At 42.7% G+C, this 24,347-nt stretch carries 23 protein-coding genes, 1 tRNA gene, 1 other RNA gene and 1 riboswitch; of the genes, 5 read left to right on the top strand and 20 right to left on the bottom strand.

Going from position 1 to position 24,347, the window contains the following annotated elements:
* Window positions 1–592: 592 nt before the first annotated feature.
* The 4 genes from ssrA to HC179_RS01305 form a co-directional block, all read right to left on the bottom strand.
* Window positions 593–935: a transfer-messenger RNA gene (gene ssrA, locus HC179_RS01320) on the bottom strand.
* 198 nt (window positions 936–1,133) lie between these two features.
* Window positions 1,134–1,601: an SsrA-binding protein SmpB gene (gene smpB, locus HC179_RS01315; protein WP_060665428.1), complete on the bottom strand. Its 468-nt coding sequence runs from the start codon at window positions 1,599–1,601 to the stop codon at window positions 1,134–1,136.
* A gap of 119 nt (window positions 1,602–1,720) precedes the next feature.
* Window positions 1,721–4,084, bottom strand: a complete 2,364-nt coding sequence (gene rnr / locus HC179_RS01310; protein ID WP_168862699.1) for a ribonuclease R — start codon at window positions 4,082–4,084, stop codon at window positions 1,721–1,723.
* Window positions 4,085–4,292: 208 nt separating this feature from the next.
* On the bottom strand, window positions 4,293–5,033 hold the full coding sequence (locus tag HC179_RS01305) for an alpha/beta hydrolase (protein ID WP_168862701.1): 741 nt from the start codon (window positions 5,031–5,033) through the stop codon (window positions 4,293–4,295).
* 456 nt (window positions 5,034–5,489) lie between these two features.
* Window positions 5,490–5,598: riboswitch (cyclic di-GMP riboswitch) on the top strand.
* A gap of 30 nt (window positions 5,599–5,628) precedes the next feature.
* On the opposite strand from HC179_RS01305, the gene HC179_RS01300 reads away from it, so the two are divergent.
* From HC179_RS01300 to HC179_RS01285, 4 genes are all read left to right on the top strand, one after another.
* Entirely contained in the window at window positions 5,629–5,778 is a 150-nt protein-coding gene (locus tag HC179_RS01300) for an anti-repressor SinI family protein (protein ID WP_168862698.1), read from the top strand.
* 88 nt (window positions 5,779–5,866) lie between these two features.
* Window positions 5,867–6,199: a helix-turn-helix domain-containing protein gene (locus HC179_RS01295; protein ID WP_168862697.1), complete on the top strand. Its 333-nt coding sequence runs from the start codon at window positions 5,867–5,869 to the stop codon at window positions 6,197–6,199.
* Between the two features lie 472 nt (window positions 6,200–6,671).
* A complete protein-coding gene (locus HC179_RS01290; RefSeq protein ID WP_168862696.1) occupies window positions 6,672–7,022 on the top strand; it encodes an XRE family transcriptional regulator in 351 nt (116 codons plus the stop codon).
* A gap of 23 nt (window positions 7,023–7,045) precedes the next feature.
* On the top strand, window positions 7,046–7,180 hold the full coding sequence (locus tag HC179_RS01285) for an anti-repressor SinI family protein (protein ID WP_240948436.1): 135 nt from the start codon (window positions 7,046–7,048) through the stop codon (window positions 7,178–7,180).
* 63 nt (window positions 7,181–7,243) lie between these two features.
* On the opposite strand, the gene secG is transcribed toward HC179_RS01285, so the two are convergent.
* From secG to HC179_RS01235, 10 genes are all read right to left on the bottom strand, one after another.
* Window positions 7,244–7,474 carry a preprotein translocase subunit SecG gene (gene secG / locus HC179_RS01280; protein ID WP_060665413.1) on the bottom strand — a complete coding sequence of 77 codons (231 nt, stop codon included), beginning with the start codon at window positions 7,472–7,474 and terminating at the stop codon, window positions 7,244–7,246.
* Between the two features lie 293 nt (window positions 7,475–7,767).
* Entirely contained in the window at window positions 7,768–9,063 is a 1,296-nt protein-coding gene (gene eno / locus HC179_RS01275) for a phosphopyruvate hydratase (protein WP_010196826.1), read from the bottom strand.
* A 200-nt stretch (window positions 9,064–9,263) separates the two neighbouring features.
* On the bottom strand, window positions 9,264–10,799 hold the full coding sequence (gene gpmI / locus HC179_RS01270; RefSeq protein ID WP_168862695.1) for a 2,3-bisphosphoglycerate-independent phosphoglycerate mutase: 1,536 nt from the start codon (window positions 10,797–10,799) through the stop codon (window positions 9,264–9,266).
* Window positions 10,792–11,553 (bottom strand): triose-phosphate isomerase, encoded by a 762-nt coding sequence (gene tpiA / locus HC179_RS01265; protein WP_168862694.1) that lies wholly within the window; start codon window positions 11,551–11,553, stop codon window positions 10,792–10,794. Before tpiA ends, gpmI begins: the two co-directional genes overlap by 8 nt.
* Before the next feature lie 201 nt (window positions 11,554–11,754).
* Window positions 11,755–12,939, bottom strand: a complete 1,185-nt coding sequence (locus HC179_RS01260; protein ID WP_060665409.1) for a phosphoglycerate kinase — start codon at window positions 12,937–12,939, stop codon at window positions 11,755–11,757.
* Between the two features lie 146 nt (window positions 12,940–13,085).
* Window positions 13,086–14,093, bottom strand: a complete 1,008-nt coding sequence (gap, locus tag HC179_RS01255) for a type I glyceraldehyde-3-phosphate dehydrogenase (RefSeq protein WP_168862693.1) — start codon at window positions 14,091–14,093, stop codon at window positions 13,086–13,088.
* Window positions 14,094–14,213: 120 nt separating this feature from the next.
* Window positions 14,214–15,233, bottom strand: coding sequence for a sugar-binding transcriptional regulator (locus tag HC179_RS01250; protein ID WP_168862692.1), 1,020 nt, complete (start codon window positions 15,231–15,233; stop codon window positions 14,214–14,216).
* A 167-nt stretch (window positions 15,234–15,400) separates the two neighbouring features.
* Window positions 15,401–15,643 (bottom strand): glutaredoxin family protein, encoded by a 243-nt coding sequence (locus HC179_RS01245; protein WP_168862691.1) that lies wholly within the window; start codon window positions 15,641–15,643, stop codon window positions 15,401–15,403.
* Window positions 15,644–15,658: 15 nt separating this feature from the next.
* Entirely contained in the window at window positions 15,659–16,993 is a 1,335-nt protein-coding gene (gene rpoN / locus HC179_RS01240; RefSeq protein ID WP_168862690.1) for an RNA polymerase factor sigma-54, read from the bottom strand.
* A 580-nt stretch (window positions 16,994–17,573) separates the two neighbouring features.
* Window positions 17,574–17,651 (bottom strand) — tRNA-Arg (locus HC179_RS01235).
* A 345-nt stretch (window positions 17,652–17,996) separates the two neighbouring features.
* Here HC179_RS01235 and clpP point away from each other — a divergent pair.
* Window positions 17,997–18,581, top strand: a complete 585-nt coding sequence (gene clpP / locus HC179_RS01230; protein ID WP_060665404.1) for an ATP-dependent Clp endopeptidase proteolytic subunit ClpP — start codon at window positions 17,997–17,999, stop codon at window positions 18,579–18,581.
* A 195-nt stretch (window positions 18,582–18,776) separates the two neighbouring features.
* On the opposite strand, the gene HC179_RS01225 is transcribed toward clpP, so the two are convergent.
* The 6 genes from HC179_RS01225 to trxB form a co-directional block, all read right to left on the bottom strand.
* Window positions 18,777–19,034 (bottom strand): HPr family phosphocarrier protein, encoded by a 258-nt coding sequence (locus HC179_RS01225; RefSeq protein ID WP_168862689.1) that lies wholly within the window; start codon window positions 19,032–19,034, stop codon window positions 18,777–18,779.
* Between the two features lie 72 nt (window positions 19,035–19,106).
* Window positions 19,107–20,051 (bottom strand): DNA-binding protein WhiA, encoded by a 945-nt coding sequence (whiA, locus tag HC179_RS01220; RefSeq protein ID WP_060665402.1) that lies wholly within the window; start codon window positions 20,049–20,051, stop codon window positions 19,107–19,109.
* A gap of 86 nt (window positions 20,052–20,137) precedes the next feature.
* A complete protein-coding gene (locus tag HC179_RS01215; RefSeq protein ID WP_148989073.1) occupies window positions 20,138–21,106 on the bottom strand; it encodes a gluconeogenesis factor YvcK family protein in 969 nt (322 codons plus the stop codon).
* Entirely contained in the window at window positions 21,106–21,996 is an 891-nt protein-coding gene (gene rapZ / locus HC179_RS01210; protein WP_148989072.1) for an RNase adapter RapZ, read from the bottom strand. Before rapZ ends, HC179_RS01215 begins: the two co-directional genes overlap by 1 nt.
* 28 nt (window positions 21,997–22,024) lie before the next feature.
* Window positions 22,025–22,483 carry an 8-oxo-dGTP diphosphatase gene (locus HC179_RS01205; protein WP_060665399.1) on the bottom strand — a complete coding sequence of 153 codons (459 nt, stop codon included), beginning with the start codon at window positions 22,481–22,483 and terminating at the stop codon, window positions 22,025–22,027.
* A gap of 644 nt (window positions 22,484–23,127) precedes the next feature.
* Window positions 23,128–24,084 (bottom strand): thioredoxin-disulfide reductase, encoded by a 957-nt coding sequence (trxB, locus tag HC179_RS01200; protein WP_168862688.1) that lies wholly within the window; start codon window positions 24,082–24,084, stop codon window positions 23,128–23,130.
* Between the last annotated feature and the right edge of the window lie 263 nt (window positions 24,085–24,347).

Below are 24,347 nucleotides of genomic sequence, written 5' to 3'. Positions count from 1 at the left end.
AGGCGAAGACTCCTGAGGGAGATAGCGTTTAGGGGAGACCCCGCAGGCGCTTTTCCGAGGAGGCTCCCCAAACGCCCCTAGGAAAGCGAAGCCTAGTGCGGAAATCAACAGCGGTGTTTAACAGAGCTTAAAAAAAGAAGAGCTAAATACATTTTAGATAATTATGAATTAGTAACCAAGAGAAATGGGAAGTATAATGAGGAAGAAAGGGTAAAAAAGGCTATTTTCGAAGAAACATTTTTTAAACTTTAGATAAAAAGAAAAACCGCACTTTTAAAAAGTGCGGTTTATTTAATATGGAGACGGTGGGACGTGCAATTCCATGCTTTCGTCATGGCACTGACTATATCTTGAACCTCCAAGCTGAGGTCCTCTGGCGTATTATGCGGACTAAAATTTTTAGTTGCTACTGCAACTAGCAGTTCCGCATCCTAGTATTACCACTGTTGTGGCAACCTATGAGTCGATACACGGCTGTTGAATTACTTCACATACCGCTCGGCATTGCCTTATCGTAAAAGAAATACGACTTAGGTTTCACCGATAAAGCCAGATTTTCACTTGTATGTTGCCATACAAGGCGACTAATAATTAATCGAACCCACGTCCAGAAACATCGCCACTTAAGCATCTACGAGTGTAGTCAATATATTAGTATTTCGCTAACCGTTCCGCCTATTGACTGGCATCCTGGCAGCTAGTCTGGTTATTCTCTTCCTTTGACCTCAGACGGCGATCTCCGGCGTAGCCCACTAAGAGTGAGTCCCTGATCCTACCACATGGGCGATGGAGGGAGGAACCGCATCAGACTGTTATTAGGCAGCTAATGCGAAGTTGTTGTTTTCTTTGCCAGTTATTATTGGCGTTGACGTTGATGACGAGGACGATCCCCCCGACTCGCAACCCAAGCTCGAACTATCCCTGTCGAATCCGTAACGTCCCCTCGATAATAAATGTCTCTGTTGAAGTTTAAATCAACAAAGAGCAAAAACACGAGGTTTCTACGGGAAAGATAATCAAGCCAATGTGTTGGCTATTCAATTATCAATGCATCGCTCTGTCTATCAGCGACAACTATATTATAGCACATACAGATCACTTTGCAATTGTAAGTTACTGTAAATTAAACTATACTATTCCTTTTGACGTTCACGGAACGCTCTCTCTATATCACGTTTCGCTTCTTTCTTCTTCAAATCTTCACGCTTGTCGTATTTCTTTTTACCTTTTCCTAATCCTATCAATAGCTTGGCATAGCCGTTTTTAAGATAGATTTTTAAAGGAACCAAGGCATATCCCTCTTCTTTAGTAAGACCAATCAGCTGATTGATTTGTTTACGGTGAAGAAGCAGCTTGCGAGTACGCAGCGGATCATGGTTGTAACGGTTTCCTTGCTCATAAGGACTGATATGCAGGTTATGCAAAAACACTTCGCCGTTTTGCACTCGTGCAAAGGAATCCTTCAAGTTTACTCGGCCAGCTCGCATGGATTTAATTTCAGTACCTTGTAAAACCATACCTGTTTCATAGGTCTGCTCGATGAAATAGTCATGGTTGGCTTTCTTATTGGTACTAATGACCTTGCCTTCCCCTTTTGGCATAGATGTTTCCCCCTTTCTTTCTAATAAGGCGTAGTGAATATTTTACCAAATCCACCCGACCTCTACAAGAAAGAAGGGCCTTCCTTTGTGAAAAAGACCCTTCTTTGAATGGAAAAAGCTTAGCGCTTTTTCTTTTTTCGTTTCTGTTTCGGTGCATTCTCAAAGAACTTCTTGTTTTTCTTTTTCTTCTTGCCAGGACCTTGCGTCGTCCAACCAATTTCAAATGTGTAGTCATCGATATTGCTTTCATCTTTACGCTTCTGACTGCGACCTTTGGCTGGCTTTTTACGTTCACTCTGGATGACACGCGGTGCACTCTTCGTATCTGGACGGCGAGTACCCTTCATACCAACTACCTCAAAGTCAATAGAGCGCTCATCTTTGTTTACGTTAATAACACGAACCGTAATCTCGTCACCTATTCGGTACACTTTCCCTGTGCGCTCTCCAATCATTGCATAATGACGCTCATCATAGCGGTAATAGTCATCCGTCAGATAGCTCACATGGACAAGACCTTCAATTGTATTAGGCAGCTCGACGAACATTCCGAAGTTCGTCACAGAGCTGATGATGCCATCATATTCTTCCCCGATTTTATCAAGCATGTATTCGGACTTTTTAAGTTCATCCGTTTCACGTTCTGCATCAACCGCTCGGCGCTCCATGTTAGAGGAATGCTCAGCTATTTCAGGCAGTTTGTCGCTCCACTTTTCCTGTGTTTTCTCATCCAGCTTCTTTTGTATCAAATAGGTGCGAATGAGACGATGAACAATCAAGTCAGGATAACGACGAATTGGTGATGTGAAATGGGTATAGAACTCTGTGGATAAACCAAAGTGTCCCAAGCTTTCCTCATCGTATTTTGCCTGTTTCATGGAACGAAGCATGACAGTAGATACTACCATTTCTTCCGGCTTACCTTGAACGGCTTCGATTACTTCCTGAAGCGCACGAGGGTGAATCTCATTGCCTTTTCCTTTCACAACATACCCAAAGTTTGTGATAAATTCGAAGAAACGTTGAAGTTTCTCTTCTTTTGGATCCTCATGGACACGATAGATGAACGGCACATTCATCCAGTGGAAATGCTCCGCTACCGTTTCGTTCGCAACAAGCATGAATTCCTCAATGAGACGCTCTGCAACTGAACGTTCTCGAAGGACAACATCTTTCGGTGCCCCTTCTTCATCCACAATCACCTTGGACTCTTTGAAATCGAAATCGATGGCACCACGAGTCATCCGCTTTTTGCGAAGGACTGCAGCCAGCTCCTCCATCAGCTGGAACATCGGAACCAAAGATTCGTAGCGGGACGTTACTTCCTCATCCTTTTCCACCAGGATTTTATTCACATCCGTATATGTCATACGTTCTGTTGTTTTAATAACACTGTGGAAAATCTCGTGCTTCACGACTTCCCCAACATTATTCAACTCCATCTCACAAGAAATAGTAAGACGGTTCACTTTTGGATTTAACGAGCAAATTCCGTTGGACAGACGATGAGGAATCATCGGGATTACGCGGTCTACCAGATAAATACTAGTCCCACGCTCCTGCGCTTCCATATCAATTGGTGAGCCTTCTGTCACATAATGTGTGACGTCCGCAATATGAACGCCAAGCTTGTAGTTGCCGTTGTCCAGTTTCGTCACGGTTACCGCATCATCAAGGTCTTTGGCATCTGCTCCATCAATCGTAACAATCACTTGATCGCGAAGGTCACGGCGATCACCCAGATCTTTTTCGTCAATCTCATCCGGTGTTGCGTTCGCCTGGTCCAACACCTCTTTCGGAAACTCCTGAGGCAGTCCATGCTTATGGATAACAGACAAGATATCTACACCAGGGTCATTTTTATGACCAAGAATGCGGATGACTTCTCCTTCCGCACTGAGACGGCCTTCCGGATAAGTAACCAATTTTACAACAACCTTATGCCCTTCGACTGCACCATTGCTGGCACTTTTTGGGATGAAGATATCATTGGCAATTTTTTTGTCGTCTGCAATAACGAAACCAAAGTTCTTACTTTCGGTATATGTACCAACAATCTCTTTAACTCCACGTTCAACAATCCGGATGACCGTTCCTTCTTGTCGCGAATCACCCGCAGCCTTCCTGCTAACGCGCACAAGAACGATATCACCGTGCATGGCATTGTTCAGCTCGTTTGGTGGAATGAATACATCGTCCATATCCGCTTCTTCCGGCATGACAAATGCAAATCCTTTGGAGTGACCGATTACTTTTCCTTTGACTAGATTCATTTTTTCCGGAAGGCCGTAGCGGTTACTGCGAGTTCTCACAACGAGACCCTGATCTTCCATGTATACTAACGCTTTTACGAAGTCCTTGAATTCTTCTGAGTCTTTGATACCGAAGGCCTGTTCAAGTTCTTGTGTTGTTAGTGGTTTGTAGGCTTCTTCTTTCATATAGGAAAGTAGTTTATCTACGTGTTGTTGAATCATTTCTTCCATTAAATATATCCCTCCCCTTTTCGGGTTTTAAAATTACTGTAGTACACCGCTAGTGATTTCCACAAATGGCTTCGCTTTCCTAGGGGCGGTGCTTGAGCCTCCTCACTTCGTTGCGGGGTCTCAAGCTACCGCTATCTCCCTCAGGAGTCTTCGCTTTTGCTCCAATCACTAGCTAGGTTACTTCGTTAAATAGCCTCTTCAAATAGTATTACCAATCCAGCGACTCTAAAAACTCGTATACGTCTTGGTGGAGTTGTTCTCGTTCTTTATCGAGGGTGATGACGTGGCCAGATTCTTCATACCATTTAATTTTCTTATCGTCCGATTCGACTTCATTGTAAATGATGTTGGCACTGTCTGTGTTAATCATGTTGTCGTGTCTGGCTTGTACAACAAATGTTGGCGAATAGATCATGTCTACATTATTCCTCACATCCGCAATCAATTCCTGCAACGCCTTCAATGTACCCATTGGTGTCTTCTCAAATTCCTTCATTTCGTGTTGGATCTGCTCTGCACTTTTCCCTTCACGGCGTTTGAACTCGCGCGCGTACTCAAGGACACCTTGGTACATAATTTCTTCACTCTTGATATACATCGGCGCGCACATAGGCACAATACCCTTCACAGGAACCGTGTAACCTAACTTTAAAGAGAAAACTCCGCCCAGAGACAACCCGACGACCGCAATGCTTTCAAAACCTTTATCTTTTAAAAACTGGTAGGCTTCCATCACGTCCTCCCACCAATCCTCAGGGCCGGTATGAACCAATTCTTCTGGAGGCACCCCATGCCCTTTATACTGTGGCGCATGGCAAGTATATCCTCTCTTCTCCAAAAAACGTCCCATCATTCGCACATCCGCCGAATTCCCAGTAAATCCATGTAACATCAATACCGCACGATCTCCACCTTCAAACGTAAAAGGCTTTGGCAGCTTCACTTTCATCACGTCAGAACATCCTTTCTTTCACATGTATTTATAATATGCTACTTTTTATTAAATATCAGATATGATTAATCCGGAAAGAACATTTTACCATAATGGGTAGTGAATAGCTTTAAATGTGGTTTATCAGGATCTATACGTATAAGAGTTATCATTTAAGGGGGTGTTCTATAAAGAAGTATGAAAAATGAATGTTAAGTAGGAGAAAATCGACAAAAATAATGCACATTCTAAATATAAAATTTCACTAATTACGGAGATTTTATTATACAAAAAATTAAGTTATGCTCGTAAAAATTACATATAACAACATATTTGCCCCGTATATATTTTATTAAAATAATATAAGACTTTCGACATTAATCAGCAACATATAATAATAAGTTAATTTATAATAAATTAAAATAGAGGGACAAAGGTAGCAATACCAAAGTTGTATATCGAATGATTCGAAACAACAGTCAAAGGCAAACTTGCTGAAAGGCAAGGACGCAAAGTCGACAGATCTAAGATTGTAAAAGATATAAAAAATCCTTTTACTAATTAAGATGGCTGGGCTGCCTGAAATACCAAAGTATTTTAGGAGGGAAAAAGGATGAGGAAGAACGTGAGAGTAGAAATAACAGAAAATTTGGATAAGGAGTGGGTTGATCTAATTACGAGCGCACTAGAGATGGGTATTTCTTCAGCAGAAATTAGAGATTTCTTACACAATTATCGAAATCATTCTACATTAAGAATCTAATTTTGCGAATTTTTACGTATTTTTGTTCTAAATATCTAACAATCCCTTCGTTATATGCTATAATAGGCATGATAGGAAGGTGAAAGCCATGATTGGTGAACGAATAAAAAAATATAGAGAACAACGTAAAATGTCCATGTCAGAATTAGCCGAGAGAGCCGGCGTGGCTAAATCATACCTAAGCTCCATCGAACGAAATCTTCAATCCAATCCATCAGTTCAATTTTTGGAAAAAGTCTCATCTGTGCTGGGAGTTACTGTTAATACCCTATTACACGATGAAGACGAAGCCCAAGCAAAAGAAAATCTTGACCGAGAGTGGGCCACTCTTGTTAGGGAAGCAATGGACTCCGGTGTAACAAAGGATCAATTTAGAGAATTTCTAGAGTTTAATAAATGGAAGATAAATCAAGAAAAATGAAAACTACAAAGCAAAACGAGCGCCATTGCTACTTAGCGGAGGCGCTTTTTATATGGTAGAATCTAGAACACTTTTAGTAACATATATGGTTAACTTTTTATATTTATTGGTTTTATTTACATTTTGATAGTTGCCTTTTACATAGGTTCCCTTGGATAAGGTAATATTTTTCATACAGCATGGACAAAACCACTCATACTCTGGACAGCTACTATAAGAAGAATGGCTACAAGAAGAACATACTTTCATATACATAAAACCCCTCCTTTGTTCTTTTTAAAGAACGAATAACTCCTATTCTACCCTATTTTTTTAAAATTATAAAACTTGAAATAGTTCATATTTTCTTAATATCGAACAATAGTACATACTTTCCTTCTATTTCCTTTTATTTTCTTACTATTTCGTTTTTTATAAAGTTCTTATCGTGCTATATAATGAACATACGTCATATGTTATTAAGGGGACGAGTATGCTTGGTGAGCGCTTAAAGAGGTTGAGAAAGAAGAAGGGCTATTCATTGAGTGAACTCTCGGAACTGGCTGGTGTGTCAAAGTCTTATTTAAGTTATTTAGAGAGAAACATCCAGACGAATCCCTCTCTACAATTTTTAAATAAGATAGCCGTTACGCTTGAGACAGACTTGGAATTTTTGTTAGTCGGGGAATCGGAGTCTGATAAACCTGATCTACAGGTACTGGATGAAGAATGGAAACGGTTGGTGCAACGGGCAATCTCAGAGGGAATGAGCAAGGAGGACTTTATTCACTTTAAAGAGTACATGGAGTTTCAGAAATGGCAGGGTTCTAAAAAAGACAAATAGGGAAAGAAGGAGGAAAAAGAGGCTTGAACAATGAGATGGATTTGGAGTGGGTAGAGCTGATGAAATTGGCTAAAGCTTATGGAATTTCTATTGAAGAGGTGAAAGCTTTCCTCCAGAAAACAAGGGAACAGAACAAGGAAGTCTTGGTCGTAAAGTGACCAATCTTCTTTTAGCTTGGATGCAAAAAACCACTTTCCAGGTTTGGAAAGTGGTTTTATTTATTATGCGAAGTATGCAATTGACAGTGTCAGAATGAAGAAAAGAACAGATAGAACAACTGTCGCACGGTGTAAAACAAGGTCTAGGCCGCGTGCTTTTTGTTTTCCGAAAAGTGTTTCTGCTCCACCGGAGATTGCTCCTGAAAGACCTGCACTTTTACCTGATTGAAGTAGTACTACTGTGATCAAAGAGATTGCTACGATAATAAGTAAAATAGTAAGAAATAACGTCATGTAAACTACACCTCCTGCGGAACGTACATATCTGATTATATTAAATGTACCACATTATGACAAGGTGGACAAGAGGAAATGAGAGGCAGGCTATTCCTATTTCCACCGCTGTTGATTTACGCCCTAGGCTCCGCTTTCCGAGGGGCGGTGCTTGAGCCTCCTCACTTCGTTGCGGGGTCTCAACCTACCGCTATCTCCCTTCGGAGTCTTCGCCTTGAGCTCCAATCAACAGCTCGAATTCACATGAATCCAAAAAAAGAACCCAACCGAAGTCGGGTCCTAGCAAGAAGAAATTACTTCTTCAGGTTATAGAAAGAACGTAGTCCGTCGTAGCGAGCTGTGTCACCAAGTTGGTCTTCGATGCGAAGAAGTTGGTTGTATTTAGCTACGCGGTCTGTACGGGATGGTGCACCTGTTTTGATTTGGCCAGCGTTTGTTGCTACTGCAATGTCAGCGATTGTGCTGTCTTCTGTTTCACCAGAACGGTGAGAGATTACTGCAGTGTAGCCTGCGCGTTTAGCCATTTCGATTGCTTCGAAAGTCTCTGTAAGTGTACCGATTTGGTTCACTTTGATTAGGATGGAGTTACCGATTTTGCGCTCGATACCTTCAGCTAATTTCTTTGTGTTTGTTACGAAAAGATCGTCTCCTACTAATTGAACTTTGTTTCCAATGCGCTCAGTTAATAGTTTAAACCCTTCCCAGTCGTTCTCGTCTAGGCCGTCTTCGATAGAGATGATTGGGTACTTGTCCGCCATCTTCTCATAGAAGTCCACCATTTCAGCAGAAGTGTAAACAACGCCTTCCCCTTTAAGGTGGTATTTGCCGTCTTCTTTGTTGTAGAACTCAGAAGCTGCAGCGTCCATTGCAAGCATAACTTGCTCGCCTGGTTTGTAACCAGCTTTTTCGATCGCTTCGATGATAGTTTGAAGAGCTTCTTCGTTAGATCCTAGGTTTGGAGCGAATCCGCCTTCGTCACCTACAGCAGTGTTTAAGCCTTTAGCGCTTAATACTGATTTAAGTGCGTGGAAAATTTCAGCGCCCATACGTAGAGCTTCTTTGAAGTTTTCAGCTCCAACAGGCATTACCATGAATTCTTGGATATCAACGTTGTTGTCCGCGTGCTCTCCACCATTGATGATGTTCATCATTGGTACTGGAAGCGTTTTGGAGTTGAAACCACCAAGGTGTTGGTATAAAGGAATTTGAAGGAAGTCAGCTGCTGCACGCGCTACTGCCATGGAAACACCAAGGATTGCGTTTGCACCTAATTTTCCTTTGTTTTCTGTTCCGTCAAGGTCGATTAATGCTTCATCAATTGCTACTTGCTCAAGTACGTCGAAAAGACCTACAAGTTCAGGAGCGATGATTTCGTTCACGTTTTCTACTGCTTGTTGAACACCTTTTCCAAGGTAACGGGACTTGTCGCCGTCGCGTAGTTCTACTGCTTCGTATTCACCTGTAGATGCTCCACTTGGTACTAGTGCGCGTCCGAAAGCTCCGGATTCAGTGTATACTTCTACTTCGATTGTTGGGTTACCACGGGAGTCTAGGACTTCGCGTGCGTAAACGTCAGAGATAATTGGCATGTTTGTAACTCTCCTTTGGGATTGAGATATTTTTTATTTTTTACTGCTTTAACACCGCTAAAGATCTCCGTTTCAGGTGTTCGCTTTCCGCGGGACGGTGCTTGAGCCTCCTCGGCTGCGCCTGCGGGGTCTCAAGCTACCGTTACTTCCCCGCTGGAGTCTCACACCTTACACTTCGATCTATAACTAGAAATCAGCTATTACTTTTTGATTAAAGAACTTCCTGTCATTTCGGTTGGTTTGTCCACCCCTAGTAAGTCTAGCACAGTTGGGGCTAGGTCACCAAGGATTCCGCCGTCGCGGAGTTCTACACCATTTTTGGTAACGATGACTGGTACAGGGTTGGTTGTGTGGGCAGTCATTGGATTGCCTTCTGTCGTTACGACTTCGTCAGCGTTCCCGTGGTCTGCCGTGATGATTGCCACGCCGTCTTTTTCTAATATGGCGTTGACTACCTTCCCTAGGCACTCATCTGTCACTTCTACCGCTTTGATTGTTGGCTCAAGCATTCCGGAATGCCCGACCATATCAGGGTTTGCGAAGTTAAGGATGATAGCATCGTGTTTATCTGCAGCTATTTCTGCTAAAAGTGCATCCGTTACTTCATACGCACTCATTTCTGGTTTTAAGTCATAGGTTGCTACCTTTGGAGAATCAATTAGAATTCTTTCTTCTCCAGGATAAGCTTCCTCACGTCCACCGCTCATGAAGAACGTGACGTGTGGGTATTTTTCCGTCTCTGCAATACGAAGCTGATTCAAGCCGTTTTGGGATAACACTTCGCCCAAGGTGTTGTCCATTCCAACAGGTTTGAATGCTACATATCCATCCACCGTTTCACTGAAGTGAGTCAAACATACGAACTGAAGGTTGGTCGGATGTTTTGGTCCACGATCAAATGCACGGAAGTCAGAATTGGTGAATGTGTTAGAAATCTGAATGGCACGGTCTGGACGGAAGTTATAGAAGATAACTGCGTCTTCGTCCTGAATCGTTGCAACAGGGCTGCCATCTTCTTTTGTCATAACAGATGGAATGACGAACTCGTCAAAGATTCCGTTGTTATAGGAGTCATTGATACACTCCATCGCGTCGTTATAAGTAGGGCCCTCTCCGTACACCATCGCACGGTAGGATTTCTCTACACGATCCCAACGCTTGTCACGGTCCATAGAATAATAGCGGCCAGAAATGGTTGCTATTTCTCCAACTCCAAGATCAAGAAGCTGCTCGTTCAATTGCTCGATGAATTCCGGAGCAGATTTCGGTGCAACATCTCGACCATCTAGGAATCCATGAATATAGACACGGTCCATGCCTTCTCTTTTCGCAAGCTTTAAAAGAGCAAATAGATGTTGGATGTGACTATGAACGCCTCCATCTGAAAGCAAACCGAACAAGTGAAGGTTTTTCCCTTTTTCTTTTGCATGTTTGATGGCATTCAGGAACGTCTCATTTTCATAAAAGTCCCCTTCGCGGATAGCCACATTCACACGGGTCAAGCTTTGGTACACAATACGGCCGGCTCCAATGTTTAAATGGCCAACTTCAGAGTTACCCATTTGCCCTTCTGGAAGTCCTACCGCTTCCCCGCTTGCAGTTAATTGCGCGTGAGGATAAGTGCTCCAAAATTTATCAAAGTTAGGTTTGTTTGCTTGCGCCACCGCATTACCGGTTGTTTCACCGCGCATCGCAAAACCGTCTAAGATGATTAGTGCTACTGGTTTCTTAGTCATTCTTACCTGCCTCCAAAAGCTGTAAGAAAGATTGGTGCTCAAGGCTTGCTCCGCCTACAAGTGCTCCATCGATATCAGATTGAGCCATGTAGTCTGCAATGTTTCCAGGTTTTACAGATCCGCCGTACTGAATACGTACCGCATCAGCTGCAGCTTGATCGAATTCAGAAGCAATGACGCTACGGATGTGCGCACATACTTCGTTTGCATCTTCCGCTGTGGAAGATTTGCCCGTTCCGATTGCCCAGATTGGTTCGTATGCAACAACTGTTGTTTTCACTTGGTCAGAAGTTAAGCCTGTTAGAGCTTTCTTCACTTGGTTACCAACGATGTCGTTTGTTTTGCCTGACTCGCGCTCTTCCAGTGTTTCACCGCAGCATACGATTGGAGTTAATCCGTGTTTGAATGCTGCAAGAGTTTTCTTGTTAACCGTTTCGTCTGTTTCAGCAAACATTTCGCGGCGCTCGGAGTGACCTAGAACTACATAGGATACACCGATGTCTTTTAGTGCAACAGGGCTGACTTCGCCTGTAAATGCTCCGCTGTCTTCGAAGTGCATGTTTTGGGCACCGATTTTAAGGTCGCGGCCTTCTGTGTTTGAAACAAGTCGCTCTAGGAAAAGAGCTGGTGCACATACTACTGCGTCAATTTTGTCGGCAGCAGGAACTAGTCCTTTTACTTCTTCTACGAAGCTTGTTGCTTCGGAGAGTGTTTTGTGCATTTTCCAGTTACCAGCAATAATTGGTTTACGCATGGTATCCATCCTTTCGGGGTTGGGGTTGTAAAGTTTCTAATATACGTACGCCGCTGTTGATTTCCGCAAATGGCTTCGCTTTCCTAGGGGCGCTGCTGGAGCCTCCTCGGCTAGCCTGCGGGGTCTCCACCTAGCGCTATCTCCCTCAGGAGTCTCCGCCTTTTGCTCCAATCACCAGCTAAAAACTTTATTATACAGAGATTACTTATCGTTCAGCGCCACTACTCCTGGAAGTTCTTTGCCTTCCATGAATTCTAGGGATGCGCCTCCACCAGTTGAGATATGGCTCATTTTGTCTGCGAGGTTGAATTTTTCAACAGCAGCCGCAGAGTCTCCTCCACCGATGACAGAGTATGTATCGGTAGCTTCTGCTAGGGCTTCACCTACTGCTTTTGTTCCGCCAGCAAATGCATCAAGTTCGAATACTCCCATTGGTCCATTCCAGATGACAAGCTTGGAGTTTTTGATTACATCCGCGTAGATTTCACGGGATTTAGGTCCGCAATCAAGGCCTTCCCAGTCGCTTGGAATTTCTTCAACAGGTACGATTTGTGTGTTTGCGTCGTTGGAGAAATCATCTGCTACAACAACATCCACAGGCATGTACATGTTCACGCCTTTTTCTTTTGCTTGCTCCATAAAGGATTTAGCAAGGTCGATTTTATCTTCTTCCAATAAGGATTTTCCTACATCGTAGCCTTTTGCCTTGATGAACGTGTAAGCAAGTCCACCGCCGATGATCAGGTTGTCCACTTTGTTTAGAAGATTTTCTATTACACCAATTTTATCTTTAACCTTAGCTCCACCGATGATCGCCGTGAATGGGCGCTCTGGGTTGGAAAGGGCTTTTCCTAGTACTTCTAATTCTTTTTCCATTAAGAGGCCTGCTACTGCCGGTAAGTGCTGGGCGATACCTTCTGTGGAAGCATGTGCACGGTGAGCTGCGCCGAATGCATCATTTACATACACATCTGCAAGCTCAGCGAACGCCTTTGCAAGTTCTGGATCGTTTTTCTCTTCACCAGGGTAGAAACGAACGTTTTCTAGTAAAAGAACGTCTCCCTCGCTCATGTCGTTAACGATGGCTTTTACGGAATCTCCGTAAGCTTCATCCGCTTTTTTTACATCTTTTCCAAGAAGCTCTTGTAGACGAGCTGCAACCGCGTTTAAGCGAAGCTCTTCGACAACTTGCCCTTTTGGACGTCCTAAGTGGCTTGCAAGCAAGACTTTCGCGCCGTTATCCACTAGGTGCTTGATTGTTGGCAATGCTGCACGGATACGGGTTTCGTCTGTTACTTGTCCGTCCTTCATCGGTACGTTAAAGTCCACACGGCAAAATACGCGTTTACCTTTTACGTCGATGTCACGAATACTTTTCTTGTTCATCTTGAACGGCCTCCCTTTATAAGGAATTGTTTTTTGAAAACATGAAAAGAGGGAGGGGTGTGTTCCCCAATCCCCCTCTACTTCACATGTCTTATTATAGAATGCTGATAAGGTTTATCCAAGCAATATCTATTTGCTATGAAAAATTATAGTCCTTTAGCAGCGATGTATTTCGCTAGGTCTACTACACGGTGAGAGTATCCGCTCTCGTTATCGTACCAAGAGATAACTTTAACCATGTTGCCTTCCATTACCATTGTAGATAATGCGTCGATTGTAGAAGACTCAGGGTTACCATTGTAGTCACCAGATACTAGTGGCTCTTCAGAGTAACCAAGGATTCCTTTTAGTTCGCCTTCAGCTGCTGCTTTGAACGCTGCATTTACTTCTTCAGCTGTTACGTCTTTGTCAAGCTCAGCTACAAGGTCAACTAGAGAAACGTTTGGAGTTGGAACACGCATAGCTCCACCGTTCAATTTACCTTTTAGTTCAGGTAATACTAGAGATACTGCTTTTGCAGCTCCAGTAGTTGTAGGGATGATGTTCTCAGCTGCTGCACGCGCACGACGGTAGTCTTTGTGTGGCAAGTCTAAGATTTGTTGGTCATTTGTGTAAGAGTGAACAGTTGTCATCATTCCACGTTTGATACCGAACTTGTCGTTCAATACTTTTGCGAATGGCGCCAAGCAGTTAGTAGTACAAGATGCGTTAGAAATAACGTTGTGGTTAGCTGCATCGTACTTGTCTTCGTTAACACCCATTACGATTGTGATATCTTCATCAGATGCAGGTGCGGAGATGATTACTTTCTTCGCTCCAGCTTCTAAGTGTTTCGCAGCGTCTGCACGCTTTGTGAAGAAACCAGTAGATTCTACTACTACTTCTACTCCAAGCTCACCCCAAGATAATTTCGCTGGGTCGCGCTCAGCTGTAACTTTGATTGTTTTGCCGTCAACAACTAGGTTGTCTCCGTCTACTTTCACGTCAGCAGCTAGTTTGCCGTGTACGCTGTCATATTTTAAAAGGTGAGCAAGCATGTTAGCATCTGTTAAGTCGTTAACTGCTACTACTTCTACCTCAGAGTTTTTAAGTGCTGCGCGGAATACGTTACGTCCAATACGTCCAAATCCGTTAATACCAATCTTTACTGCCATGTTTATTTCCTCCTTAGTTTTTCTAAGAAATTTTTTAGTTGGCTTTGTTACTCCGCATTTGATCTCCGCAAAAGGCTTCGACCAAATGCTAAGGTTCACTTAGCCTTTATAGAAGGGATGTTAGTCCCTAATTAACTCTTTTGCTGCTCCTTCATCCGTAATGAGGATGGTGTGGGGAGCTTTTTTTAGATACGCTTGAATCGCTTTTGCCTTTGAGGCGCCGCCGGCTACTGCAATCACACATTCTATCTTTTCCAAATCTGCGAGTTGCATTCCAACTGTCTGAACTTTATGCACCACTTCTCCGGCTTCGTTGAAATAGTATCCGAAAGCTTCAGCTACCGCATGGCTTTGTTCGATCTTGCGCATGTTTTCCGGCGCTGTTTTACGGCGCTCTGCCATTGTTTTAGCGTCTCCAATTCCATGAATAACCATACTAGAATTTTTGATGAGGGAAATTACTTCTTTTATAGAAGGTTCCTCAATCATCGACTGGTAGGATTCATGACTCAGCGAATCTGGGATATGCAAGAGCCTGTAGTCGCCAGATGCCTTTTCTGCCATGGTGGCACAAATGGTGTTCGACTGGTTTTGGACCTTTTCACCAAGACCGCCTCGAGCTGGAACAAATAGCAGATTACGGTTTTTCGTGTCAGGCGTCATCATTTCCGCTACAGAGGATACAGTCGTTCCACCGGCTACGGCAATGACATTTTCGTCATGGAATCGTTCTCGCATTGCGGATACACATGCACGACCGAGTTCCTTTTTCACCCAAGGGGATTGGTCACTGTCACCCGGAACCACGACAACTTTTGTAATACTTAACTTTTCTTCTATTCCCGCTTCTAGTTGCTTTAAACCGGAAACTTCTTTCATAACCTCTTCCAGGTCTTTAATGAGGTATTCCCCTTCTTTCGTCAATGTCATGCCGGCAACACTGACGTGAATCAGGTTCTGCGCTTTAAGGAAATCAACTTCCCCTCTCAGCACCCGCTCACTCAAACCTAGACTGCCTGACAAACTCCTTCTTCCAATTGGCTGCATCAACCTTATGTATCTCAGGATTTCGTATCGCTTCTGCATAATGGAAAGAAGATCAGGCAACAATTTCTTTTGTACTTCAATAATCTGATTCATTATAGCTTCCCCTTCAGAGTGTGTATTTTACCTGATGGACAAAATATCATCTATCATCTGGACACTAAATGTCCCGCTGTGACATATTATGTCCCAGTAGCGGTAAAAAAAATCACCCTTGCTACAAGTTGATTGTAACAAAGGTGAAACCCTTATGCAACTAGGGTTTAGCGGATTTTTTCAAGTAAACGCTTTCTTACTTCTTCTTTATTTACTTGACCGTATGCAAGCATTTCTCCCTCATGCTCCACTACCGGAATCATCAATTGATATTTTTCTAGCTGTGCGTCGTTTTTATAAATATCAAATTCTTCTATGGTAAAACTCAGTTCGGATTGCAACTCTTTTAGTTTTGCTTTCGCTTTATCGCAAAGTGGGCAATCGACTTTTGTGTAAAATTGTACGTTCATTTTGCATCTGCCTTTCTAATCATACCTTTTTCTCATGGAAGATCCCGGTATGTTCAAAATATCTCTATATTTTGCCACGGTTCTTCTGGAGATGGTTATATGATACTGCTTTTGCAGGATGTTTGTCAGCTGTTGATCCGATAAAGGCTTCTGTTTGTCTTCCTTTTTGATAAGTTCTTCCACCAACTGCTGCACCTGCTTGGTTGATTTCTCTTCATCATGTCTGCCAGTGAGGCTTTGACTGAAGAAATACTTCAATTCAAACAATCCATACGGCGTCTGAACATACTTTTCCTTTGTCGCCCGGCTAACCGTGGACTCATGAATTTCTAGCCTTGTGGAGATATCCTTTAATGTTAACGGTTTCAAAAATGATGGTCCGTTGAAAAAGAAAGATTGCTGAGCTTGGAGGATCTCTTCCATCACTCTGACAAGCGTGTGTTTTCGATGTTCCATTGACTTAACAATCCACTGGCATTGCTGCAGCTTTTCTTGCAAGTAAGATTCCAGTTCGTTTTTACTTTTAAGTTTGGCTTCATACTGCTTATTTATCTTGATTTGCGGGATGATTTCTTCGTTTAATGACACGATAAAATGATTTTGGTGTCTTTGAACAATTAGGTCAGGGGTGATATATTTCGGCTTTTCGATTGTTTCATACCTGTTTCCGGGTCGCGGATTGAGTTTAACAATTTCGTCATGTATCATCTGTATTTCTTTCAAACTAATCTCATATTTCTTTGCGAGTGTCTTCCACGCTTTTTCTGCAAAAAGTGTAAAATCATTTTCTAGAATAACTTCAGCCACTTCGTTCCGGTGAGATTTTCTTCTCAGTTGAAGCAAAAGGCATTCTTGTAAATTGTTTGCTCCTATGCCCGCTGGCTCTAATTGTTTAATATTGTTCAGAACTTTTGATACGTTTTCTTGTCTAGTTTTAAGCTGTTCCGCAATGGCATCTGTTTTTTCTTGAATATAGCCATTCTCATCCATATATTCAATGATGCGCTTTGCAAGTTGTTTTTCTTCGGTATTCATAGGAGTGTCCAGCAATTGTTGTTCAATATATTGATGTAACGTTTCACCATGTTTACTGAAATTTTCAATGGAAAAGGTCTGTGTGGTGGTCGTTCCAATCTTCTTTGGTTTTAAGCGTTGCACACGGGAAGAAGCAAGTTCCCTATGGACGGTGGGCTCCTTCAGATCCATAAGCGGGTTCTCGAGCGACTGTTCCTTCAGGAAATCCACCAGTTCCAATGTCGAATACTGCAACAACGTTATCGCCTGCTTCAACTCCTGCGTCATCGCAAGCCTCAACGACTGCTCCTGATACAAACCAACTGACTGCTTCATACATCCAACCCTCCTCCGGCCAAACTTAAATCCTGTCTCTACCTATATTCTACATGACTTTTGGGAACTTGTAAGCTTTTAAAATCTTCCTATAATTCACTTTTGGGGTCAGACCCCGGCAGGAATTTCTCCATTGATGTCGAAGGGTGCGCTTTATACTGACGGTGGTAGTTAATTATTTTATTTTATTATGGTATTCCGGTTGTCATACTTAGTTTTGGTGGAAATGTTGCTGAAGTTGGGAGTGGGATTTGCTTGTAAAGGGGGCTAGAGGATGTTTATTTTCCGTTAGGCCTAAAATATTTTCCGTTAGGACTAATATATTTTCCATTAGGGGTAATTTACTTTCCGTTATCCCATTTTTTGATCCAAAACTCATAATGTTCGCCAAAACGATTATGTAGAACAAAAGACATTTCCTTCAAGAAACCGGAATGCCTTTTAAGCAAAATAAAAACCCAGTGTGCCGACACTGGGTGAGTAGATAATATGAGATAACGGCGCTTGTCCGTTACAAGTAATACTATAGCATGTTTCAAGATTACGTTTCAAACGAAATTTTTTCCAATTAACGTAGTAATGGCGCGCTCGGAGGGATTCGAACCCCCGCATGACGCGGTACCGGAAACCACCGCTCTATCCCCTGAGCTACGAGCGCACGCTGCAAATGGAACTTTACTAATATACCAAATTATACACCAATTGTCGAGAGTCGAGCAATAGGAAGTCGCATCAGGATAGGAATTAACTTTTTATAATAAAGAGTTTGGTAACACAGTTTAAAGTTTAATCCCACCCCATACTGGATATGATTATTACATGGGGAAAAATGGGGGTATTTGCGATGGTTTTTATTTGACCATTCTTGACCTTGTATGTATGATAAAAGTACATAAAGATTTAGTAATACTTACTAATTGGTATAGGTTCGCTGAAGGTTTTCCCATTTTTACATAGGAGCCTATGTCGATTGAAAACTTAAATTTAAAGGAGGAAAAGTGAGATGAACTTAATTCCTACAGTTATTGAACAAACAAGTCGTGGGGAGCGCGCGTACGATATTTACTCCCGTCTATTAAAGGACCGTATCATCATGCTTGGAAGTGCAATTGATGACAATGTGGCTAACTCCATTGTGTCTCAGCTTCTATTCTTGGCAGCGGAAGATCCTGATAAAGATATTTCTCTTTATATCAACAGCCCAGGTGGTTCCATCACAGCTGGTATGGCTATCTACGATACAATGAACTTCATTAAGCCGAATGTTAGCACAATGTGTGTAGGTATGGCAGCTTCAATGGGAGCATTCTTGCTTGCAGCTGGAGCTAAAGGCAAGCGTTTCGCGCTACCTAACAGTGAAGTCATGATTCACCAACCACTTGGTGGAGCACAAGGTCAAGCAACGGAAATTGAGATTGCGGCTAAACGAATCTTGTTCCTACGCGAAAAACTTAACACGATTCTATCCGAGCAAACTGGCCAGCCAATCGAAGTGATCTCCCGTGACACAGACCGCGACAACTTCATGACTGCCGACCGTGCTCTAGAATACGGACTAATCGACAAAGTAATCAGAAACAATAACTAATAATTTTCAGCTGTTGATTGGAGCAAAATGCGAAGACTCCTGCTGGGGAGTAGCGGCATTGTTGAGACCCCTGAAGCGTTGTGAGGAGGCTCAAGGCCGCCCCGCGGAAAGCGAAGCATTTTGCGTAAAGCAACAGCGATTTGTAACAGACACCTAAACAAAACCGGGTTTCCCATCAAGGGGAGACCCGGTTTTTTAGTTCTCTTGTTGTACGTACTCTGCTAACGCAGCGATTGCATCCTCTTCATCATGTCCATCAGCAATCAATGTGATCGTAGCACCCGTGCTGATAGCTAAGCTCATCAAGCCCATGATACTCTTCGCATTTACCTTTTTCCCGTCTTTCTCTAAGAAAACCTCACTTGAGAAGCGATTGGCTTCTTGTACGAAAAGTGCCGCCGGGCGTGCTTGTAATCCAGTTTTCAAACGAACATCCACTTGTTTTTGTACCATTATTATTCCTCCTCTATCTAATGTATAGTTGCTGGATGGAGTCAGCTCGATAAAAAGTGACTCTCTCCAGTCTTATTTAACAGATTCTCCTGCTCGTAGTTTATCGGCAATCTCATCTATTTTTCGTAGTCGGTGATTGATGCCAGATTTGCTGATTGTCCCGCTCGACACCATTTCCCCAAGCTCTTTCAACGTTACATCTTGGTAGGTGACTCGCAGTTCCGCAATTTCTCGAAGCTTGTCAGGCAAAATACTTAGCCCGACCGTGCTATCAATAAAGCGGATATTTTCCACCTGGCGGATCGCAGCACCAATCGTTTTATTGAGGTTAGCAGTTTCACAGTTCACAAGACGATTAACCGAATTACGCATATCACGTACAATTCGGATGTCCTCAAACTTTAGCAATGCTTGGTGGGCACCGATGATGCTTAAGAATTCAGCAATCTTTTCGGCCTCTTTCAGGTATGTGATATAGCCCTTTTTCCGCTCCAATGTTTTACTGTTTAAGTGAAACATATTCATCAGTTCACATAAAGATTCGTTATGTTCATGGTAGAGAGAAAAGATTTCAAGATGATAGGAAGACGTTTCTGGATTATTTACCGAACCACCTGCCAAAAAGGCACCTCGCAAATAAGATCGCTTGCAGCATTTTTTGCTGATCAGCTCTTCTGATATGTCACGAACGAAGGTGAAACCATCCTTCAAGATTTTTAACTCATCCAAAATATAATGAGCTTGCTCGGCATAACGAACGATATAGACGTTATTCTTCTTTAATCTCATCTTCTTTCGTACAAGCAATTCGACACGCACATCATAAATCCTTTTTGTTAACGTATAGATTCTGCGAGCAATAGCCGCGTTTTCGGTTTGTATATCCAAAATCAGTTTGCGGTTTGAAAAGGACAAAGACCCGTTCATTCGAATCAGCGCCGCAAGTTCCGCCTTGACGCAACAATCTTTTGTTTCTATGGTCGTTAATTCTTTTTTCGTTTCAGAAGCGTAGGACATTGATTTCACCTCCATTGTGAATTTACTAGGTGTATGCGAGGTGTTCAAACATTATCCCCTACCACCAGCAATGCATCCGTTTGCAACTAGTTTTCGTCAAGTTTTATCATGGAGTACAATAATGCCGCTACTTTTTGAGTGTCATGACGAATCACTCCATCTTCGTATCGGATGATTTTATCATGAACTATTTCAAGTCCCAAATTAGACAAAGCAGCAATATCATACACTACAGGTGTAGCAAGTTCTTTTTTATAGCGAATAGCAATATCTTCAGGAATATCTTCTTCATTAACAAGAATGGTATCCATAAAACGGCAACCTAGGTGGTCATAGAGTGCCTTAACATGATCACTTGCCGTGTATTCAAGCGTTTCACCTGCTTGCGTCATAACATTACATATATACACTTTTTTGGCATGTGCGTTACACACAGCCTCTCCTATCTTCGGGACAAGTAGATTTGGAAGAATGCTTGTGTAGAGACTTCCAGGTCCAACAATGATTAGATCCGCCTTTTCTATCTCGTCAACTGATTCCTGCAAAGGCTCCACTTTATCAGGGGTGAGGAACACCCGCTTTATTTTCTGCCCGTTAGCCGGGATCTTGGATTCTCCTGTAACAATGGATCCGTCTTCCATTTCCGCATGTAAAATAACACTTTGGTTGGCGGCAGGCAGGACCTTTCCTCGAACATTCAACACCTTGCTCATCTCGCGGATGGCATGGACAAAGTCACCTGTGATAGTAGTCATGGCTGCAAGCAAGAGGTTACCGAGTGAGTGCCCTGAAAGTCCGTTACCAGTTGCAAAACGGTGCTGGAAGAGATCCTCAATCAAAGGTTCCACATCCGATAAGGCGGCAAGCACGTTTCGGACATCTCCAGGAGGTGGGATGTGAAGTTCATCACGCAATCTTCCAGAGCTTCCTCCATCGTCGGCAACTGTTACCACTGCAGTTATATCTACATCATAGTGCTTGAGGCCCCTGAGTAAAACAGGCAGCCCGGTTCCCCCTCCTATGATGACGATCTTAGGCACTTTTTGACGTCTCATCAGTGTTTACCCTTTCGTTTCTCAATATCTCGGTGTGTTAGGAGTGTATCATACTCATCCTTGAAATGCTTGGCAAAATACTCAGCCAAGGTCACAGAACGGTGCTGCCCTCCCGTACACCCGATAGCAAGGACTAGCTGACTCTTCCCTTCTCGCTTGTAGTAAGGCAGCATAAAGGTTAACAAATCCGTTAGCTTTTCTACAAATTTCTGTGTTTCCGACCACTTCAACACATAGGAAGAAACCTCTTCATCAAGCCCTGTCATCGGTCTCATATGGTCAATATAATGGGGATTTGGTAAGAAGCGTACATCAAACACAAGATCTGCATCAATAGGAAGTCCATATTTAAACCCGAAGGAAACGACATTCAATTTAAAAGTTTGTTTGGAGTGTGTGGCAAATTGTTTGAGGATTTTCTCTCTAAGTTCACGTGGCTTTAAGTTGGAAGTGTCCAAGATCAGTTGGGCACGGCCCTTTAACTCTTCTAACAACTCGCGCTCATGTTCAATTCCTTCAAGCGGCAGACCTGATTTCGCCAATGGATGCGCTCTTCTCGTCTCTTTATAACGTGTCACAAGAACAGAGTCCTTGGCATCAAGGAATAAAATTTGCGGCGTTACCCAAGACAATTCAGAAATATCATCCAGCGCTTCAAACAGACTGTCAAAAAATTCACGGCCACGTAAATCCATTACTAACGCCACTTTATTCATTTTATTGCCCGACTCTTCCATCAGCTCCAAAAATTTTGGAAGCAAAGTCGGCGGCAGATTATCAACACAGAAAAACCCCAGATCCTCTAAACTCTGAATGGCCACTGTTTTTCCTGCTCCACTCATACCAGTGATAATGACTAATTCTACATCACTGCTCGTACCTGTACTCATGTATCTTCCACTCCCTTTTTTTGTCTAATCAGTTTGGATCAAGACGGTAGGACAACAGTTCAAAGTCCGGCGTATAAGTAAAAGTACCGAAAATCATGCCAGATCCTTTTATTAGGTAATCGAGAATATGGAAATCGCCAGGTGCCATTGGAAGCTTTGCAATGTCTTCCTGCTTATGCCACTCAATTATTCCTTCTTCTGATTCCTTTACATTTTGTCCGTCGTACTCCGTTGCAAGGAATGTGAACATCATCCATTCGGATACAATATCCTTGCCTTCTTTTATTACAAATGTAAAAACACCCTTAAGGGCAGGATTTTTTAAGTAAATACCAGTTTCTTCACGATATTCGCGCACTACGGAATCTTTGACTGATTCACCGTGCTCCATTTTTCCACCAGGTGCAACCCACCATCCACGACGTGGCTTTTGCAATAGTAGCACTTGGTCATCTTTCACTAGCACACAATTTGTTACTCTTTGCATGGTTACAACCCCTTTTGAGCTTGGCTGGTTGTGCTTTTTCTATTAACTCCTATAGATTTCCGTTCCTGGTGTTCGCTTTCCTAGGGGCGGTGCTTGAGCCTCCTCACAACGCTTCAGGGGTCTCAAGCTACCGCTATCTTTCTTAGGACAAGGAAGGCCACGGCAGCAATTCATCGCACGAAGAAAATGCGCTAACATCTTCGAGGAGTCTCACACCTTGCACTGCAATCTATAGGTGAGTTTGTATTAATTTTAAAACTAGCCAAGTGTATCATTTTTTATTTTACAGCAAAAGTATTGATTAAGACACAGTAAAGTTCTACAAATTAGCAAACTGTGTGTCAGGATTTCTTACAGGTATCGATTCCAGTTTTGGTTAATGGCTTGTAAGCGCTTTACTTTTAGAGTATATCATAGCACTTCACGTCCTCCTAAAAAAGACATAAAAAAAGGACACGGGAAAAAGGGAACCCGTGTCATCCACTATATTTATAAAAGGGGGTCAATTACTATTTATATAATAACCGATTATTGTTTCAAAGCTGTTACAGATGGGTTAAGGCGTAGTTACGTTTTGGTTAAAGGGATATTTCGACAATGCCCTTTATAGTTCGACATACCCAACTACCGTAACCATTTACCCATTATTTTGACGCGTTCGCCTTTAACTCCTCAACAAGCTCTTCTATATAATGTTGAGCACTTTGAGCGGCGATGCTTCCGTCACCTGTTGCTGTAACAATTTGACGTAAAGTCTTCTCACGGATATCCCCCGCTGCAAAAATACCAGGGATTTTGGTTTCCATACGCTCATTTGTTTCGATGTAACCCATATCGTTTGTGATCCCAAGGTTCAAGAACGGTTTTGTCAGCGGAAGCATTCCCACATAAATGAAAACTCCATCAGTCTGGAATTCTTGCTCTTCGCCATCTTTCGTGCTGACAAGTGTCACACTGCCAACCTTGCCATCTCTTTCGTTTATTTCTTTAACGGTGTGGCTCCAGATGAAGTCAATTTTTTCGTTGTCAAAAGCACGTTGCTGAAGGATTTTTTGTGCACGAAGCTCATCGCGACGGTGAACAATCGTCACTTTGGAAGCAAAGCGAGTCAGATACACACCCTCTTCTACAGCAGAGTCTCCTCCACCAACAACCACTAATTCTTTATTTTTGAAAAACGCGCCGTCACATACCGCACAGTAGGAAACTCCGCGTCCGCCAAGCTCTTTCTCTCCAGGCGCACCAATCTTTTTGTACTCCGCACCACTTGAAATTATGACCGTACGACCTTTGTAAGACTTGCTGCCAGCGTTAACTGTTTTATATTCTTTTCCATCGATTACTTCTTTTACGTCGCCATATGCATATTCTGCACCGAATTTCTTCGCATGCTCGAACATTTTCGTTGATAGCTCAGGTCCAAGGATGTGGTCGAAACCAGGATAGTTTTCTACTTCCTCTGTGTTCGCCATCTGTCCGCCAGGCATTCCGCGCTCAATCATCAATGTGCTTAAATTCGCACGAGACGTGTAAACCGCAGATGTCATTCCAGCAGGTCCAGCTCCTATAATAATCACATCATAAATTTTTTCTTCTGTCATGTTGCCCACTCCTTTAACTCATTTGCTGCATTTTATAATAACCCTATTTTCATCCGATTTTAGATATATAATTACAGAATACCTTAAAAAGTATTCCCAGTTACTATCCTATATAACAGGGTGGTTGTCCGTCCAATTTTTTGCTCATGGGGAGTTCGGGGTGGAGCTTTTTTGACTTTTCGAAAGCTATGAGGACAATGTTTCTTATTTTTCAGCGGCTCAGGGGTTCATTCGCTCCCTATGAGGACAATGTTTCTTCTTTT

It is taken from the genome of Bacillus sp. RO1, from assembly GCF_012524115.1.
Lineage (GTDB): Bacteria > Bacillota > Bacilli > Bacillales > Bacillaceae_I > Sutcliffiella_A.
Note: the sequence above shows the minus strand (reverse complement) of the source record. Positions and strands in the feature narration are given on the sequence as shown.

Excerpts from the sequence above, each read along its gene's own strand:
- HC179_RS01295 (WP_168862697.1), top strand. The coding sequence starts at position 5,867 with ATGATTGGTGAACGAATAAAAAAATATAGAGAACAACGTAAAATGTCC.
- tpiA (WP_168862694.1), bottom strand. The coding sequence starts at position 11,553 with ATGCGTAAACCAATTATTGCTGGTAACTGGAAAATGCACAAAACACTC.
- gap (WP_168862693.1), bottom strand. The coding sequence starts at position 14,093 with ATGGCAGTAAAGATTGGTATTAACGGATTTGGACGTATTGGACGTAAC.
- HC179_RS01215 (WP_148989073.1), bottom strand. The coding sequence starts at position 21,106 with ATGAGACGTCAAAAAGTGCCTAAGATCGTCATCATAGGAGGGGGAACC.
- HC179_RS01260 (WP_060665409.1), bottom strand. The coding sequence starts at position 12,939 with ATGAACAAGAAAAGTATTCGTGACATCGACGTAAAAGGTAAACGCGTA.
- clpP (WP_060665404.1), top strand. The coding sequence starts at position 17,997 with ATGAACTTAATTCCTACAGTTATTGAACAAACAAGTCGTGGGGAGCGC.
- HC179_RS01290 (WP_168862696.1), top strand. The coding sequence starts at position 6,672 with ATGCTTGGTGAGCGCTTAAAGAGGTTGAGAAAGAAGAAGGGCTATTCA.
- HC179_RS01205 (WP_060665399.1), bottom strand. The coding sequence starts at position 22,483 with ATGCAAAGAGTAACAAATTGTGTGCTAGTGAAAGATGACCAAGTGCTA.
- HC179_RS01245 (WP_168862691.1), bottom strand. The coding sequence starts at position 15,643 with ATGAACGTACAATTTTACACAAAAGTCGATTGCCCACTTTGCGATAAA.
- rapZ (WP_148989072.1), bottom strand. The coding sequence starts at position 21,996 with ATGAGTACAGGTACGAGCAGTGATGTAGAATTAGTCATTATCACTGGT.
- HC179_RS01300 (WP_168862698.1), top strand. The coding sequence starts at position 5,629 with ATGAGGAAGAACGTGAGAGTAGAAATAACAGAAAATTTGGATAAGGAG.
- secG (WP_060665413.1), bottom strand. The coding sequence starts at position 7,474 with ATGACGTTATTTCTTACTATTTTACTTATTATCGTAGCAATCTCTTTG.
- rnr (WP_168862699.1), bottom strand. The coding sequence starts at position 4,084 with ATGGAAGAAATGATTCAACAACACGTAGATAAACTACTTTCCTATATG.
- trxB (WP_168862688.1), bottom strand. The coding sequence starts at position 24,084 with ATGACAGAAGAAAAAATTTATGATGTGATTATTATAGGAGCTGGACCT.
- HC179_RS01305 (WP_168862701.1), bottom strand. The coding sequence starts at position 5,033 with ATGAAAGTGAAGCTGCCAAAGCCTTTTACGTTTGAAGGTGGAGATCGT.
- whiA (WP_060665402.1), bottom strand. The coding sequence starts at position 20,051 with ATGTCCTACGCTTCTGAAACGAAAAAAGAATTAACGACCATAGAAACA.
- HC179_RS01250 (WP_168862692.1), bottom strand. The coding sequence starts at position 15,233 with ATGAATCAGATTATTGAAGTACAAAAGAAATTGTTGCCTGATCTTCTT.
- eno (WP_010196826.1), bottom strand. The coding sequence starts at position 9,063 with ATGCCAATTATCTCTGACGTTTACGCACGCGAAGTCCTAGACTCCCGT.
- smpB (WP_060665428.1), bottom strand. The coding sequence starts at position 1,601 with ATGCCAAAAGGGGAAGGCAAGGTCATTAGTACCAATAAGAAAGCCAAC.
- gpmI (WP_168862695.1), bottom strand. The coding sequence starts at position 10,799 with ATGACTAAGAAACCAGTAGCACTAATCATCTTAGACGGTTTTGCGATG.
- HC179_RS01225 (WP_168862689.1), bottom strand. The coding sequence starts at position 19,034 with ATGGTACAAAAACAAGTGGATGTTCGTTTGAAAACTGGATTACAAGCA.
- rpoN (WP_168862690.1), bottom strand. The coding sequence starts at position 16,993 with ATGAAGCAGTCAGTTGGTTTGTATCAGGAGCAGTCGTTGAGGCTTGCG.